Origin of the sequence: Novosphingobium sp. KACC 22771, from assembly GCF_028736195.1 — a bacterium.
Classification (GTDB): domain Bacteria; phylum Pseudomonadota; class Alphaproteobacteria; order Sphingomonadales; family Sphingomonadaceae; genus Novosphingobium.
Genome location: NZ_CP117881.1, coordinates 1,536,724 through 1,552,644 on the forward strand (window position 1 = coordinate 1,536,724; position 15,921 = coordinate 1,552,644).

The 15,921-nt window shown below is 64.1% G+C and carries 12 protein-coding genes; 7 read left to right on the forward strand and 5 right to left on the reverse strand.

Annotation, left to right across the window (positions count from 1 at the left end):
* Positions 1-80: 80 nt before the first annotated feature.
* Positions 81-2,945: a M16 family metallopeptidase gene (locus tag PQ467_RS07065; protein ID WP_274175797.1), complete on the reverse strand. Its 2,865-nt coding sequence runs from the start codon at positions 2,943-2,945 to the stop codon at positions 81-83.
* A gap of 191 nt (positions 2,946-3,136) precedes the next feature.
* Between PQ467_RS07065 and PQ467_RS07070 the strand changes: the two genes are divergently transcribed.
* Positions 3,137-4,903, forward strand: coding sequence for a M28 family metallopeptidase (locus tag PQ467_RS07070; protein ID WP_274175798.1), 1,767 nt, complete (start codon positions 3,137-3,139; stop codon positions 4,901-4,903).
* Positions 4,904-5,018: 115 nt separating this feature from the next.
* Positions 5,019-7,598: an ATP-dependent chaperone ClpB gene (gene clpB / locus PQ467_RS07075; protein ID WP_274175799.1), complete on the forward strand. Its 2,580-nt coding sequence runs from the start codon at positions 5,019-5,021 to the stop codon at positions 7,596-7,598.
* 39 nt (positions 7,599-7,637) lie between these two features.
* Here the strand turns inward: clpB and PQ467_RS07080 are convergent, their stop codons facing one another.
* Positions 7,638-8,264, reverse strand: coding sequence for a glutathione S-transferase family protein (locus tag PQ467_RS07080; RefSeq protein WP_274175800.1), 627 nt, complete (start codon positions 8,262-8,264; stop codon positions 7,638-7,640).
* A 120-nt stretch (positions 8,265-8,384) separates the two neighbouring features.
* Here PQ467_RS07080 and mtnP point away from each other — a divergent pair, with 120 nt between their 5' ends.
* A complete protein-coding gene (gene mtnP / locus PQ467_RS07085) occupies positions 8,385-9,251 on the forward strand; it encodes an S-methyl-5'-thioadenosine phosphorylase (protein ID WP_274175801.1) in 867 nt (288 codons plus the stop codon).
* 49 nt (positions 9,252-9,300) lie between these two features.
* Here the strand turns inward: mtnP and desA are convergent, their stop codons facing one another.
* Positions 9,301-10,689 (reverse strand): syringate O-demethylase, encoded by a 1,389-nt coding sequence (gene desA / locus PQ467_RS07090; protein WP_274175802.1) that lies wholly within the window; start codon positions 10,687-10,689, stop codon positions 9,301-9,303.
* 28 nt (positions 10,690-10,717) lie between these two features.
* Entirely contained in the window at positions 10,718-11,416 is a 699-nt protein-coding gene (locus PQ467_RS07095) for an alpha/beta fold hydrolase (RefSeq protein WP_274175803.1), read from the reverse strand.
* A gap of 180 nt (positions 11,417-11,596) precedes the next feature.
* Between PQ467_RS07095 and PQ467_RS07100 the strand changes: the two genes are divergently transcribed.
* From PQ467_RS07100 to PQ467_RS07110, 3 genes are all read left to right on the forward strand, one after another.
* Positions 11,597-12,472, forward strand: coding sequence for a methylenetetrahydrofolate reductase (locus PQ467_RS07100; protein WP_443192983.1), 876 nt, complete (start codon positions 11,597-11,599; stop codon positions 12,470-12,472).
* Positions 12,473-12,542: 70 nt separating this feature from the next.
* Positions 12,543-13,415 (forward strand): formyltetrahydrofolate deformylase, encoded by an 873-nt coding sequence (gene purU / locus PQ467_RS07105; protein WP_274175804.1) that lies wholly within the window; start codon positions 12,543-12,545, stop codon positions 13,413-13,415.
* Positions 13,416-13,432: 17 nt separating this feature from the next.
* Positions 13,433-13,825 (forward strand): dihydroneopterin aldolase, encoded by a 393-nt coding sequence (locus tag PQ467_RS07110; RefSeq protein WP_274175805.1) that lies wholly within the window; start codon positions 13,433-13,435, stop codon positions 13,823-13,825.
* Positions 13,826-14,048: 223 nt separating this feature from the next.
* Here the strand turns inward: PQ467_RS07110 and PQ467_RS07115 are convergent, their stop codons facing one another.
* Positions 14,049-14,915 (reverse strand): LysR family transcriptional regulator, encoded by an 867-nt coding sequence (locus PQ467_RS07115; RefSeq protein ID WP_274175806.1) that lies wholly within the window; start codon positions 14,913-14,915, stop codon positions 14,049-14,051.
* A gap of 301 nt (positions 14,916-15,216) precedes the next feature.
* Between PQ467_RS07115 and PQ467_RS07120 the strand changes: the two genes are divergently transcribed.
* On the forward strand, positions 15,217-15,921 hold the full coding sequence (locus tag PQ467_RS07120) for a CoA transferase subunit A (protein ID WP_172341078.1): 705 nt from the start codon (positions 15,217-15,219) through the stop codon (positions 15,919-15,921).

The following is a 15,921-nucleotide window of genomic DNA, read 5'->3' on the forward strand; positions in this document are numbered from 1 at the left end:
AGCGCCCCGCCCGAGCCGAGGCACCACCCCATTAAGGGGATTGCAAAGGGACCGAGTCCCTTTGCCCGCCGGAGGCAAATTCACTTGCCCCCCGACACCTCCACCGGCAATCCCACATCCTTCAACTGCGCCTCGACCTTGGCCTTGTCGCCCACTACCACAAAGGTCAGGCCATCGGGCTGGAGATACTCCGCCGCCTTGGCCTCCAGCGCCTTGGCGTCGATGCTGCGATAGAGCGCGGGCAGCTTGCTGTAATAGTCATCGGGCCGACCGAGGCGCTCGTTGACGGCAATCGCGCCCAGCACCTGCCCGTTGGTTTCAAACTTGTTGGGCAGGCCGCGGATATTGCCGTCGGTAACGCGCTGCAATTCCTCGGCGCTGACGGGTTTGGCCCCCGGAAAGGCCTTCATGTCGGCAATCATGGCCTTGATCGAATCGCCGGTGCGGTCGGTCTGGACCGGGGCGAAGAGGATCAGGCTGCGCGCGCCCAGCGGTTGGCGGACGGCGGTGGAGACGCCGTAGGACCATGCCTTTTCCTCGCGGATGTCGAGGTTGAGGCGCGAGAGGAACCCGCCGCCCAGCACTTCATTGGCTAGGTCGAGCGCTTCCTGCCCCGGTGCGCGACCATCAACCGGCAGCACCTTGCCCGCCACGATCATGGATTGCGGCGAACCGGGCCGGTCGATCAACACGATGCGCGGGCGCGCCGAGGGCAGGGCGGCATTGAGCGCCTTGACTGGCTTGGCCGCCGCCGGAGCCTTCCAGACTCCCAGCGCCGTTTCCAGCTTGGGCAGCAATTCCTCCATCGTGATATCGCCCACAACCGTCACGCGGGCCAGGTCGGGGCGCAGCCACTGGTCATGCGCGGCGCGCAGATCCTGCGAGGTCAGCGCCTTGAGCGAGGCGGCATTGCCCAGACCATCGGAGGCATGGCCATAGGGATGGTTCGGCCCGAACAGCAGCGGATTGATCGCCCGCAGCGCCACACCGCGCGGATTGGCCATCGTCTGGGCCAACGCGGCCAGACGCTGATCCTTGACCCGCGCCACCTCGGCGGGAGCAAAGGCGGGGTGCAGCAGCACGTCGGTCATCAACGAGAGCGAGGGCGCCAGATTGGCCGAAAGCGCCGAGAGCGTGATCGAACTGGTGTCGAGGCTGCTGCCCGTCTCGATGCTCGCGCCAAGCCGTTCCTCTTCCTCCAGCACCTGTACCGCGCTGCGGGTCGTGCCGCCCGTGGCGTCCTTGACCGTGCCTTCCTTCAGCATCGAGAGCATCAGCCCCTGCGTGCCGGGGGTGTTGAGCGAATCCGCCGCGATCCCCGCGTCAAAGCCGATGCTCACCAACACCTTGGGCACCGCCGTACGCCGCGCCAGCGTGACCGGCATCCCGTTGGACAGCGTCGCATGCTGAACCGTCGGGAAGGTCAACTCGCCGACCGGGGCAACATCGGGTTCCTTGCGCGGGGGCGATTGCGGCACGGGCGGGACCGGGGCCTTGGCGTCGGGCTTGGGCGCGGGGCGGGTGGCCTCATCGCCCCATCCGCCCAGCAATTCGCCCTTTTCCTTGCGCTCGCCCGGCGTGACCGCGATGGCCAGCACGGGGCGCTTCATCCAGCGCCCGGTCGCTGCCTTGATCGCGGCGGGAGTCAGCGCGGCCAATTCGGCCAGATCCTTTTTATACTGCGCCGGATCGCCCGAATACATCAGCCCCTCGGCCAGCGTCGTGCCCTTGCCGCCAAAGCCGCCGACCACCTCCAATGCGCCGATTTCAGACGAAACCGAGCGCGTGGCGGCGCGCTTCACCTCGTCGGCATTCGGCCCGGTGGCCAGAAAACGCGCGATTTCCGCATCCAGCGCCGCCTCGGCCTTGGCGCGCGGCACGCCCGGTTTCACGTCCATCGAGATTTCAAGGAAGCTGACCTGCTCGTGTGTTTCGAGCTCGGCGCTGACCGACACGGCCACCTGTTTGCCCCGCACCAGCGCATTGTCCAGCCGCGAGGACGCCAGCCCGCCCAGCACGCTCATGCCCATGTCCAGCGCGGCGGCATCCTTGTCATTCAGCCCCGGCCCGGACCAGATTCGCATGATCCGCGTGGTGGCCACCTTGTCCTGCATTTCGATGCGCTTGGGGGCCTTGAGCGTTACAGGCCCGGCTATGACCGGCTTGACTGCCGGGCCGGCCGGAATGTCGCCAAAGTATTTTTCCACCAGCGGCCGGGCCACCGACACATCAACATCGCCCGTCAGCACCAGCACCGCATTGTTGGGCGCATAGTGATCGGTGAACCAGTGGCGCACATCCGACAGGCTGGCCGCGTCCAGATCGGCCATCGAGCCGATGGTCTGGTGGCGATAGGGATGGCCGATGGGGAACAGGCCGTCGGTTTCGGCATAGCGCAACAGGCCATAGGGCTGGTTGTCGCCCTGCCGCTTTTCGTTCTGGACCACGCCGCGCTGCTTATCCAGCTTGTCCTGCGTCACCGCGCCCAGCAGATGGCCCATGCGGTCGCTTTCGAGGAACAGCGCCAGCGGCAGCGCGCCGGTCGGCACGGTTTCGACATAATTGGTGCGGTCATACCATGTGCTGCCATTGGTGCTGGTCGACCCTGCGGCCTCAAGCGGCACGTCGAAATTGGGCACATTCTCGCTGCCGCCAAAGAACAGATGTTCGTAAAGGTGCGCAAAGCCGGTCTTGCCGCGCGGCTCGTTCTTGGAACCCACCCGGTAATAGGTGGTCACGCCAATGATCGGCGCCTTGCGGTCGGTATGGACCAGCACGGTCAAGCCATTGGTCAGCTTGAAGCTCTCATAGGGAATATCGACCTTCTTCACCAATTCGGACAAAGGCGTGGTCGATGGGGCCTGGGTGGCGGGCTGGGCGGTGGCGGGCTGGGCGCAAAGGGTCAGGGCAAGTGCCAGCAGCGGCGCGGAAATCTGGTGTCGCATGGTGTTTCCCATCAGTGGATACGCTATGGGTAGTTTCATCCCCGGCCTGTCGCAAGGATGAACCGTAGGGCAGCGCGCAAGCAGCCGATGGTGAGGGCGGTCGCGCCAACAAGAGCGATGAGCGAAAGCTTGCCTGTGGCGAATTCGCCTTTATGCTGACACGCCTGTCAGTTTCCCGAAAAGAGAGATGCATGCCTGCTCTTGCCAAGTTTTCCGCCTGTCTGATCCCCGCGCTGCTGTTGGTCAGCCCGGCGCGCGCCATTGAATCGGTTGAGGCCACCGAGGCCATGTATGAAGAAGCCGGCGCGCCCGCCGCCGCCAAATCTGCGCCCAAGGCGGAAGCCCCGATCCGCGCCGAAGCGGACATGCCGCTCGACCCCCGCTTTTCGGCCGAGCGCATCCGTTCGGATATCGCCTTCTTTGCCGACGATCTGCTCGAAGGGCGCGATGTGGGCAGCCGGGGCCATGAAATCGCCGCGCGCTATGTTGCGCAGCGTTTCGCCTCGTTGGGGCTGACGCCGATGGGCGACATCGGGGCGGACGGCAAGCGCGGCTGGCTTCAGCGCATCACTTTTCAAAAGACATCCTATGCCGATGGCCCGGCGGGCATGGAGATCACCGGCCCGGCGGGCAAGGTCAGCTTTGAGCATGGCAAGCAGGTGATGATTTCGGCCAGCGCCAATGAGCCGAAGCTGGATATCAGCGCTCCGCTGGTGTTTGTCGGCTATGGTATCGACAATGACCTGCTGGGCATCAATGATTACAAGGGTTTGGACGTAAAGGGCAAGATCGTTGTGGTCCTGCGCGGCTATCCGGCGGGCATGGCCAGCGAGGAGGGCGCGCATCTCTCGGCCACCAAGGCGCAGATGGCGCAGGCGCATGGCGCGATCGGCGTGATCACCCTCAACACCAATGCCTCGGCGCGGGTGCGGCCGTGGGAAAAGGCGCTGCAATATGCCTTCTATCCCAGCTATGCCTGGGTTGGCGAGGACGGCAAGGCGAATGAGGCCGCGCCGGGCATCCGCGTGGCGGGCGCGATCAGCGACGAGGCAGCCGCTGCGTTCCTGGCGGGCGCCCCGCGCACGCTGGCGCAGATCCGCGCCGAGGCCGACAAGGTGGGCGGGCGGCCCAAGGGCTTTGCGCTCAAGACTAGCCTGCGCGCTTTTTCGACCAGCAAATCCGAGCGCGTGACCAGCCCCAACATCGTGGCCATGCTGCCGGGCAGCGACCTCAAGGACCAGACGGTGGTGCTCTCGGGGCATCTCGACCACCTTGGCGTGGCCGCGCCCAAGCCGGGCGATGCGCCGGGCAAGGACCGTATCTATAACGGCGCGATGGACAATGCGGCGGGCAGCGCGACCACACTGGAGGTTGCCCGCGTATTGTCCGAGGACAAGAAAGGCCCGCGCCGCTCGGTGGTGTTCCTGATTTCGACGGCGGAGGAAAAGGGCCTGCTGGGCGCCGATTATTACGCCAACCATCCCACGGTTCCGGCGGCCAGCATTGTCGGCAATGTCGATCTGGACATGCCGGTACTGCTCTATCCCTTTACCGATGTGGTGGCCTATGGCGCGGACCATTCGACGCTGGGGCCGATTGTGGCCGCCGCGGTCAAGCCGATGCAGGTCAGCCTCTCGCCCGATCCGATTCCGGCGGAAACGATTTTCGTGCGCTCGGACCACTATCGCTTTGTGCGCAAGGGCGTGCCTGCGGTGTTTCTGGCCACCGGCTATGCCAATGGCGGGGCCAAGGCCAATGAGGAATTTCTGGAAAAGACCTATCACCAGCCCAATGACGACATGAATCAGGCATGGGACTGGCGCGCAGGCGCCCGCTTTGCCGAGGCCAATTATCGCATCACCCGCGCCATGGCCGATGGCGACACGCCGCCGCAGTGGTTCAAGGGCGATTTCTTTGGCGATACTTATGCAGCAGGGGCAGCCAAGGCCGCCAAGTAAACCGGATTGTTCCGCATCAAGGAACGGGGAAACATGGGGCGGTAATTTCTTGTTGCAAGGTCTTGTGTGGCGATTTTGTCACACTACCTTGTGAGGCAACGGAGGAACCGACCCCATGAACCTCGAAAAGTTTACTGACCGCGCCAAGGGTTTCCTGCAAGCCTCGCAGACTTTGGCGATCCGCCTTAACCATCAGCGCATCACGGCGGAACATATCCTGAAGGCCCTGCTTGAGGACAGCGAGGGCATGGCCAGCGGGCTGCTGACGCGCGCAGGCGGCAATCCCGCGATCGCCGGCGCCGAGTTGGACAAGGCCTTGGCCAAGATCCCGGCCGTGTCGGGATCGGGCGCGCAAGGTTCGCCCGGCCTCGACAATGACGCCGTGCGCGTGCTGGACAGCGCCGAACAGATCGCCGCGAAATCGGGCGACAGTTTCGTCACCGTCGAGCGCATCCTTGTCGCGCTTGCTCTGGCCACGACGACAGCCGCCGGGCAGGCGCTCAAGGCCGCCAATGTCACGCCTCAGGCGTTGGAGGCCGCAATCACGGCCCTGCGCGGCGGGCGCACGGCGGACAGCGCGGGGGCCGAAAACGCCTATGACGCGATGAAGAAATACGCCCGCGACCTGACCCAGGCCGCGCGCGATGGCAAGCTGGACCCGGTGATTGGCCGCGACGAGGAAATCCGCCGCACGGTGCAGATCCTTGCCCGCCGCACCAAGAACAACCCTGCGCTGATCGGTGAACCGGGCGTGGGCAAGACCGCGATTGCCGAGGGTCTGGCCTTGCGCATTGCCAATGGCGATGTGCCTGACAGCCTCAAGCATCGCCGGTTGATGGCGCTCGACATGGGCGCGCTGATCGCGGGCGCCAAATATCGCGGCGAGTTCGAGGAACGCCTCAAGGCCGTTCTCGACGAGGTGAAGGGCGCGGAAGGCGAGATCATCCTGTTCATCGACGAGATGCACACGCTGATCGGCGCGGGCAAGAGCGAGGGCGCGATGGATGCAGGCAATCTGCTCAAGCCCGCATTGGCGCGCGGCGAATTGCACTGCATCGGCGCGACCACGCTGGATGAATACCAGAAGTATGTCGAGAAAGACCCTGCGCTCCAACGCCGGTTCCAGCCCGTCTTCGTGGGCGAACCGACGGTGGAGGACACGATCTCGATCCTGCGCGGGTTGAAAGAGAAGTACGAGCTGCACCATGGCGTGCGGATCGCAGACAATGCGATTGTCGCGGCGGCCACCCTGTCCAACCGCTATATCGCCGACCGCTTTCTGCCCGACAAGGCGATTGACCTGATGGATGAGGCCGCAAGCCGCATCCGCATGGAGGTTGAGAGCAAGCCCGAGGAGATCGAAAACCTCGACCGGCGGATCATCCAGCTCAAGATCGAGGAAATGGCGCTGGCCAAGGAATCGGATCAGGCCTCGAAGGACCGCCTTGCCGCGCTGCGCGAGGAATTGGCCAATGCCGAGCAGAAGAGCGCGGAATTGACCACACGCTGGCAGAACGAGCGCGACAAGATCGCGGCCGAGGGCAAGATCAAGGAGCAGCTGGATGCCGCGCGCATCGAGCTGGAACAGGCGCAGCGCAAGGGCGATCTGGCCCGCGCGGGCGAGCTTTCCTATGGCCGCATCCCCGATCTGGAGCGTCAGCTTTCCGAGGCGCAGTCGCAGGCGCAAAACGCCATGCTGCGCGAGGAAGTGACCGCCGATGACATTGCGGGCGTTGTCAGCCGCTGGACCGGCGTGCCGGTGGACCGGATGCTGGAAGGCGAGCGGGAAAAGCTGCTGCGCATGGAAGAAGTGATCGGCCAGCGCGTGATCGGCCAGCGCGATGCAGTGGTGGCCGTGTCCAAGGCCGTGCGCCGGGCGCGTGCCGGTCTGCAGGACCCCAACCGCCCGCTGGGCAGCTTCCTTTTCCTTGGCCCGACGGGCGTGGGCAAGACGGAGCTGACCAAGGCGCTGGCCGGGTTCCTGTTCGACGATGACAGCGCGATGGTGCGCATCGACATGAGCGAGTTCATGGAGAAGCACGCCGTTTCGCGCCTGATCGGCGCCCCTCCGGGCTATGTCGGCTATGATGAAGGCGGCGTGCTGACCGAGGCGGTGCGGCGGCGGCCCTATCAGGTCGTGCTGTTCGACGAGGTGGAGAAGGCCCACAGCGATGTGTTTAACGTGCTGCTGCAGGTGCTCGACGATGGCCGCCTGACCGATGGACAGGGGCGTGTGGTGGATTTCACCAACACGCTGATCATCCTGACGTCGAACCTTGGCAGCCAGTATCTGGCCAATCTGCCTGAGGGCGGCGATGTGGAAAGCGTCGAGCCGCAGGTGATGGAGGTGGTGCGCAGCCATTTCCGGCCCGAATTCCTCAACCGTCTGGATGAGATCATCCTCTTCCACCGGCTGGGTCAGGAGCATATGGCGCCCATCGTCGATATTCAGGTCGCGCGGGTGCAGAAGCTGCTGAAGGATCGCAAGATCACGCTGGCCATGACTGATGCGGCCAAGCGCTGGCTGGGCCGGGTGGGTTACGATCCGGTCTATGGCGCGCGGCCGTTGAAGCGCGCGGTGCAGCGCTATTTGCAGGACCCGCTGGCCGAGAAGCTGCTGGGGGGTGAGGTGCCCGACGGCAGCACGGTCAATATCGAGGAAGGCGACGGCGCGCTGAACATCAGCGTGGCGTGATGAAAGGGGCCGGGGATCAAATCCCGGCCCCTTTTCGCATCAGCTGGGCGGAATAAAGGCCTGCTGGATTGCCTGAAATTCGCGCCGGGCCTCGGCGCGGGCGGAATGGGCGGCCAGGGCGGGATAATCGGCCAGCGACACCAGCCAGCCATAGGCCTCGGACACAAAACGCGCGACCACGGCCACGGCGATGTCATCATGGCCCGGTGCATCGCCATGCCACCAATCGCCATCTCGCGCGGCGCATTGGGCGTCCAATGCCGCCATGCCGTCGCGGATCTGGGCTTCGCTGCGCTGGGTGAAAAACGGATCGACCTCGCCGCCGAACCGGCGCGTGTAGAAATAGGCGACCGCTTTGTCGGCCGCCGCCGTGGCCGTCGCGATGCGTTTCAGTGCCGCGCGGCGGGCAGGGCCATTGGCGGCGATCAGCGCCCGGTCGCGACCATAGGCTTCGTCGAGATGGTCAAGGATCGCCCCGCTTTCGATCAGCACCTCACCATCGTCCAACACCAGTGTCGGCACCCGCTTCAACGGGTTGAGATGCGCGAATTTGTCGCCATCGCCCATCACCGAAAACGGGCTGTGTTCGAATGCCATGTCGTAAATCGTCATCGCAATGCCAACGCGGCGGACAAAGGGGCTATCGAACTGGCCAATCAAAAGCATGGGGTTTTCCTTTCGGGCACAGACTGCACGGGCGCGCAAAGCTTGGCAAGAGAAGCGAAAAGCGGTTTGAGCGCCGGGCTCCATCGGCTAGGCCACGCACAGGACACAGGAGTTTGAGCGATGAGCGCATGGCATATCGGGGTGATTGGCGGATCGGGTCTGGCCGAGGGGATCGGGCTTGAGGGCGCGCAGGAGATTGCCGTCGAAAGCCCGTTTGGCGCGCCCAGCGGCAGCGTCACCACCGGCACGCTGGACGGGGTGCGCTTCACCTTTTTGCCGCGCCACGGGCCGGGCCATGCGATCCCGCCCAGCGAGGTCAATTACCGCGCCAACATCGACGTGTTGAAGCGCTGTGGCGTGACCGATCTGGTGTCGCTCTCGGCGGTGGGGTCGCTGCGTGAGGAATATGCGCCGGGCCATTTCGTCTGCGTGGACCAGATGATCGACCGCACCGAGGGCCGCGCGCGCAGCTTTTTCGGCACAGGGATGGTGGCGCATCTGGCGCTGGCCGATCCGGTTTGCTCGCGTTTGGCGGAACTGCTGGCGCTGTCGGCGCATCATGCTGGCGGCACCGTGCATCCCAAGGGCACCTATATCGCCATCGAAGGCCCGCAATTTTCGACCCGCGCGGAAAGCCGGATGTATCGCGGATGGGGCGCCGATGTGATTGGCATGACCGGTTTTCCCGAGGTGCGTTTGGCGCGTGAGGCTGAGCTGCCCTATGCGATGCTGGCGATGGTCACCGATTATGACGCCTGGCGTGACGAGGAAGCGGGTGTGGAGGCCCATGAGGTTTTCGCCACAATGAAGGCCAATGCCGAACTGGCCCGCGCGGCGGTGCGTGAACTGGCCCGCCTGTTGCCTCCGGTGCGTGAGGGCAGCCCGATTGACCGGGCGCTGGACGGCGCCTTTGCGACGGCCCCGGCGCAGCGTGATCCGGCGATCCTGGCGCGGCTGGATGCCATTGCGGGGCGCGTCTTGCGGTGAAAAGAAAACCCCGGTCCGCCAAGACCGGGGTTTCTCGTATCAGACCCGATCAGGCCTGACGGTTGCGCCAGCTGTCGGCATAGGCGTCACGCGCCACTTCCGAATAAGGCACCGAGGCGATCACGGCCTTGATTTCGGTCTGCACATGGCGCTCGACGGTGGGCTTGCGCGTGCCGCCATCGGGTTCGCCCCACAGCAAAGTGACCTGCGTGCCAGGCGTGGCCACGCTTTCTTCCACCATGGCCAGCGCCAGGAACTTGCCTTCATTGGCGGTATAGCCGATCCACGTGGACAGGCCGACCATCTTGCCGTCCAGCAGCACCTGATCAAACGGATGCATGGCGTAAACAGCGCTGGGATATTCCATGAACTTGGCGCGGTCGCCCTTCGACAGGGCAGAGGACTGGACGCGCATAACGTCTTCATTGTCCAGCGCCAGCGTCACCTTGCGGCGGTGCGGACCTGCGGCCTTGGCTTCCAGCGCCTCGCGGCCGATGAAGTCATGGTCGAACTTCACAAACGGACCATAGCCCAGATCCCAAGGGGTCAGGTAATAGCCCTCGATGCTGTCGGGCACATACGAACCGCCGATCGAGCATTTGGCCGCATAGGAATTGGCGCCGGCCCATTCACGATAGCCCTTCGAGCCTTCGCCGGTATAGGTGGCGGGCAGCGGCGAGGGGATCCAGCCCGATTCCAGCGTGTTCGACGAATAGGTACGGCCGCCGCACAGCGTCAGGCCAAATTCCTTGCCCGCCTCGACCAGCGCGCCATGGACGGCGGCGTAATCTTCCCAGGGGCCGAATAGTTCATAGCCCGGCTGACCGGCCATGCCGTGACGCAGCGCGCGCACCTTGGCGCCGCCGAATTCCAGCGTGGTCATGTGGAAGAACTTGAGGTCGGGCGCGGCATAGCCCAGCGCCTTGGACAGCACGGCCATCGCGTTGGGGCCCTGCAACTGGAAACGGTAGTTCTTGCGCTTGCCATCGTTGCGCATCGCCCAGCGTTCGTCGCGCTCGACCGTTACGTCCCACTTGCCGGTGGCGGCGTGATATTCGATCCATTCGATGGTCGGCGCGCGGCCCACCAGATTGAACTGGTTTTCAGCAAGATAGAACAGGATCACGTCGCCGATGACATAGCCTTCGGCGGTGACGGGCACGAATTGCTTGGCGCGATCAGGCACAAAACCCTTGAAGCTGTTGATGCCCAGATAGTTGAGCATGGCAAAGGCATCGGGGCCGGATACTTCCAGATCGACCATGTGGTACGACTGGTTGAACAGCACGGCGGTCTTGGCCCAAGCCTGCTGTTCGGTGCGCCAGTTCGAATATTCGGCCGGAACGCCCGGATAGACATTGGGGCCAACCTGCGCATTGCGCAGCATTTCGACAATGTCGCCGCTGGCATCGAGGACGTCTTGCAGGCTCTGGGTCATTCTTCTCTCCTTAGGTGGATCTTGGGTTTCAGGCAGGCTGGCCCAGCCAGCGCGCGATGATGTCGGTAAAGGCTTGCGGGCGCTCAAGGGGCAGGAAATGGCCCGCATCGGCCACGATTTCCAGCACAGCGCCGGGAATGGCATCGGCAATGGCGGCGGCCTGTTCGGGCGGGCTCCAGCCATCGAGCGAGCCCGTACAGGAAAGCACGGGCATCGACAGGGTGGGCAGCAAGTCCTCCAGCGCCGGGCGCGAGAGCAGGGCCTCGATCTGGGCCTCAAAGGCGGCAAGGCCCTGTTCCATGCACATGGCGGTCAACGGGGCGAGCAGGCCGGGGCGATTGTCGGGCGCGATCATCGGCGGCAGCCAGTCAGCCACGAGCGCCTCCATCCCCTGTTCGCGCCCCTTGTCGCGCAGGGCATAGCGCTTGTCCGCCTCACCGGGGGCCACGGGATGCGTCCCGGTGGAAACCAGCGCGAGCCGTTCAACCCGCTCGGGCGCGCGGCGGGCCACCTCCAGCGCGACGCGCGCGCCCATTGAATGGCCCAGCAGCGCAAAGCGGGCGGGCGCATCCGCCAGCAGCCGATCCGCCATCGCGCCCAGTGAATCCATAACGCCCCAGCCGGGCAGCGCGACAGCCTGCGGCAAGGCGGCGCATGGCGCCGCAAAGACCCGCGAATCGCAGATCAGGCCGGGAACCAGCAGCAATGGTAGGGTTTCAGGCATCATTTCCCGCAAATTTCTCGTCCATGAAAAATTCATCTATACGAAATTATCGCCCTGCGCTAGAGGGCTCTTCAAGTCACGAGCATTTCGTTTTAGTATGCGTCGCATACAAAATTTCCGTCCCCGATGAGACAGGCATCAATGCCCCCATCGCCGGGCGCCAAAGAGAAAGGGCAGAGGACCATGGTGGCCATTTCGCAGATCCACCCCAATTGGGAGCGCGCACCGGACGGTATTACCGACGGATTTTCCTTGGAAATTACGGCTAAGGACGTGGAATCTCTGCGCGCCGCCGCACCGGCCATCCCGGCCGAAACACCCATCGCCGTCACCTTCCTGCCCGGCGAGGAAGCGCCCGCGCGAATCGCCGCCGCCAAGGCCGTGCGCGCGCTGGGCTTTGAACCCATGCCGCATTTTTCCGCCCGCCGGATCACCAGCGAGGCTGAATTCGAGGATTACCTCAACACCGTGGTCAATGAGGCGGGCGTGCGTCGCTGCTTTGTCATCGCGGGCGATCCTGAACATGCGGCGGGACCGTATAATGATTCGAGCGAGTTGATCGCCACCGGCCTGTTTGAAAAAGCGGGGATCAAGGCGATCGGCGTGGGCGGCCATCCCGAGGGTCACCCCAACATGACCGAGGAACAGTGCTGGGAAGTGCTGGCGCGCAAATGCGTGGACATCGACGCGCGCGGCATGGCCCCGCTGGTGGTCACGCAATTCGGGTTCGATCCCGATGCGGCGCTCAATTGGCTGGCGGATCTGCGCCGGCGCGGGATTGCCGCGCCCGTGCGCATCGGCGTGCCGGGCCCGGCCGGGATCAAGACCCTGATGCGCTTTGCCGCGCGCTGCGGCGTGGGCGCCTCGGCCAGCGTTCTGGCCAAATACGGCATTTCCATCACGCAACTGCTGGGCAGCGCCGGGCCGGACAAGCTGGTCGATGCGCTTGCCAAGGGGCTGAATGAAAGCCATGGCCCGGTGCGGTTGCATTTCTATCCGTTTGGCGGACTGGAAAAAACCGTGACGTGGATCAACGGGTATCGCAAGTCGCGCGCCTGACAGGCGGCGAAGAAGGCATAAGCGCCGGCGCCCGAGCGCGCCGTGCGGGAGAGAGAAAGGATTTATCCAAGTGACCACGTCTGACCATGACAATGTGTGTACGTTGAGCCTGTCCTGTGCCGACCAGCCGGGCCTTGTGGCCAAGGTGGCGGGCTATCTGGCGAGCCGCGGCGGCAATATTCTCGATGCCCAGCAGTTCAATGACCGCCTGACCGACCGCTTCTTCATGCGCGTGATCTTTGCCTTGCCCCAGGGCGACACGGCCGAGGAATGGCGCGCCCATTTTGCGGATCTGGCCGCCGAACATGCGATGGACTGGCGTCTGCGCGTGCATGGCGAAAAGCAGAAGGTCGTGCTGATGGTCAGCAAGTTTGACCACTGCCTTGGCGACCTGCTCTATCGCTGGCGCATCGGTGAAATCGACATGGACGTGGTGGCCATCATCTGCAACCATGACCGCAAGCATATCACCACCAGCCTGATCGGCGATCTGCCCTTCTACCATCTGCCGATCACGAAGGACACGAAACCGCAACAGGAAGCGCAGATCAAGGCCATCGTGACCGAAACGGGGGCCGATCTGGTGGTGCTGGCGCGGTATATGCAGATCCTGAGCGATGATCTGGCGAGCTTCCTGTCGGGCCGCTGCATCAATATCCATCACTCCTTCCTGCCCGGCTTCAAGGGCGCCAAGCCCTATCACCAGGCCTATGAGCGCGGGGTCAAGATGATCGGCGCGACGGCGCATTACGTCACCGCCGACCTCGACGAAGGCCCGATCATCGCGCAGGACGTGGGCAACATCACCCATGCCCACGCGCCCGAGGATCTGGTGCGTCAGGGCCGCGATATCGAACGCCGGGTGCTGGCCGAGGCGGTCAAGGCCCACCTTGAGGACCGCGTGTTCCTCAACGGCCACCGCACCGTGGTCTTTCCGGGCTGATACAGGAGGCGGGGTGTATGGACAGTGTGATCTCTTTGCGCCCCGCGCCTGTTGCGGGCCATGAGGTGGCCGAAACGGTGGTGCGCCTCTCCGGTTTCGAGGTGATGGCGGCCGTGGGCGTCAATCACGGCGAAATAGGGCGGCGCCAACCTTTGGTCATCTTTGTTGAACTGGGCCTTGGCGTGGGCGCGATCGAGCGGTTGGAGCAGACCGTCGATTACCGCGATATCGGCGCGGCGGCGGAAAGTCTCGCGCGCACCCACATCGACCTGATCGAGAGCTTTGCCCGGCAATTGGGCGAGGCTTGTCTTGGCATGGGGTCGGTTTTGTGGGCGCGGGTGCGGATCGATAAGCCCGAGGCGGTCGATAATGGGATGGCCTCGGTTTCGGTGATGGTGCGGGCGGTTTAGTTTAGGGGCATTTATGCCTCCGGCGGGTTAAGGGCGGGGGCCCTTAACAATCCCGATACTGTCTATGTTGCGCGATGATGGCGACCTTGCGTGACCTTTCCGCGCCGCAGGCTATGAAACCGCTTCGCGGAAAGGCGCATCGTGGCAAACGTGGCGCACACCTCATTAACGGGATTGCAAAGGGACAAGTCCCTTTGCCCGCCGGAGGCAAACTTTCCCACCTTTACCGAGGATCAATCCGCAAACCCGCCGCCCGCCTGAACAGCTCCAGCACCAGCGGATCGCTCTCTTCGGCACGGATTGCGGCTTGAAATTCAATTCCGCGTTTGGGCCGGGGCCAGACCTCTTGCAGTCGCCCGCTCGCCACGGCCTCGCGCGTCATGGTTTCGGGCAAGAGGGCAATGCCTTGGCCCGCCGCGATAATGTCGATCAGCATCCGGGCGTTGTTGCAGGTGCGGATCGCGGGCATCGCCTCGCCCGAGAGGGTTTCCAGCATTACCTGATGCAGCGGCGATTGGCGCGGTAGCGACCAGATCGGCGGCACAGCGCCCTCCCGTATGGCCGCCGCCGTTGCAGGCGAGGCAAGCCATTGCAGCGCCACCGCCCCGATCGAGGCGGTTTGCAGCCCCGGACTGGCGGCGGGGCCGGCCAGAAACACCAGATCGCTGGTCGCGCCCAGCAGGTCTTGCAGCAATTGCGCGGTCAGGCTGATCGTGATGTCCAGCGTTACGGCGGGCATGTCGCGCTCGATCTCTGCCACAAAGCCGGGCAGGCAGGAGGCCGCTGCGATCTCGCCCGTGCCGATCCGCACCACGCCGCGCGCGCCCGCCAGATTGTCTGCCGCCAGCGTCCGTTCCAGCGCCGCCCACAGCGGTTCGGTATCGCGCACCAATTGCCGCCCGCGTACCGTCAGCAGCATCCGCCGCCCCTCGCGCCGGAACAGGGGATAGCCGATCTGGGCCTCTAATTCGCGCACGCGGGCGGAGATGGTGGGCTGGGTGGTGTTCAAACGTTCCGCTGCTGCCGCAAAGGTGCCGAGGCGCGCGATCCAGAGCAGGGTTTCGAGGTGGTAGAGCGCGATGCGGTTCAATGTATGCCTCCGGCGGGCAAAGGGCGAGGGCCCTTTGCAATCCCGTTAATTGGGTGGCGCCATAGGGTCGACGTTGGGCAACATGTCCGCGCCGCAGGCTTTGAATAATTGCCTGCGGCGCGGCGCTTTCAATTTCCATCCCCAGTATCGGGATTGTTAAGGGCCCCCGCCCTTAACCCGCCGGAGGCATATTCCAATACATCACCATCACCTATCAATACCCCAAAAAAACTATCATTAGAACACATCATTTTCCTTCGATACAGTCGGTCCATATCAATCCCGAGAGAGAGGGAGCTGTATGGCGAGCAAGGTTTATCCCAGCGCAGAAGCGGCGCTGGAAGGGGTGTTGCGCGACGGTTTGCTGATTGCCAGCGGGGGCTTTGGCCTTTGCGGCATTCCGGAGCGTCTGCTGGATGCGATTCAGGCCAGCGGGGTCAAGGATCTGACCTTTGCCAGCAACAATGCGGGCATCGACAATGAGGGCATTGGCAAGCTGCTGCGCACGCGGCAGGTGAAGAAGATGATCTCCTCCTATGTGGGCGAGAACAAGGAATTCGAGCGCCAGTATCTGGCCGGAGAGCTGGAGGTGGAATTCACCCCGCAGGGCACCTTGGCCGAGCGCCTCCGCGCGGGCGGGGCGGGCATTCCGGGCTTTTACACCAAGACAGGTGTTGGCACGCTGGTGGCCGAGGGCAAGGAAACCAAGGTCTTTGACGGTCAGGAATATGTGCTGGAGCAGGGCATTTTCGCTGATCTCGCCATCGTGAAGGGCTGGAAGGCCGACACCACCGGCAATGTGATTTTCCGCAAGACGGCGCGCAATTTCAACGTGCCTGCCGCCACCGCCGGGAAAATCACCGTGGTCGAGGTGGAGGAAATCGTCGAGCCGGGTCAATTGGACCCCGACGCGATTCACCTGCCCGGCGTCTATGTTCAGCGCATCGTGCTGGGCAGCTATGACAAGAAGATCGAATTCCGCACCACCCGTCCGAAGGAGGCCTGA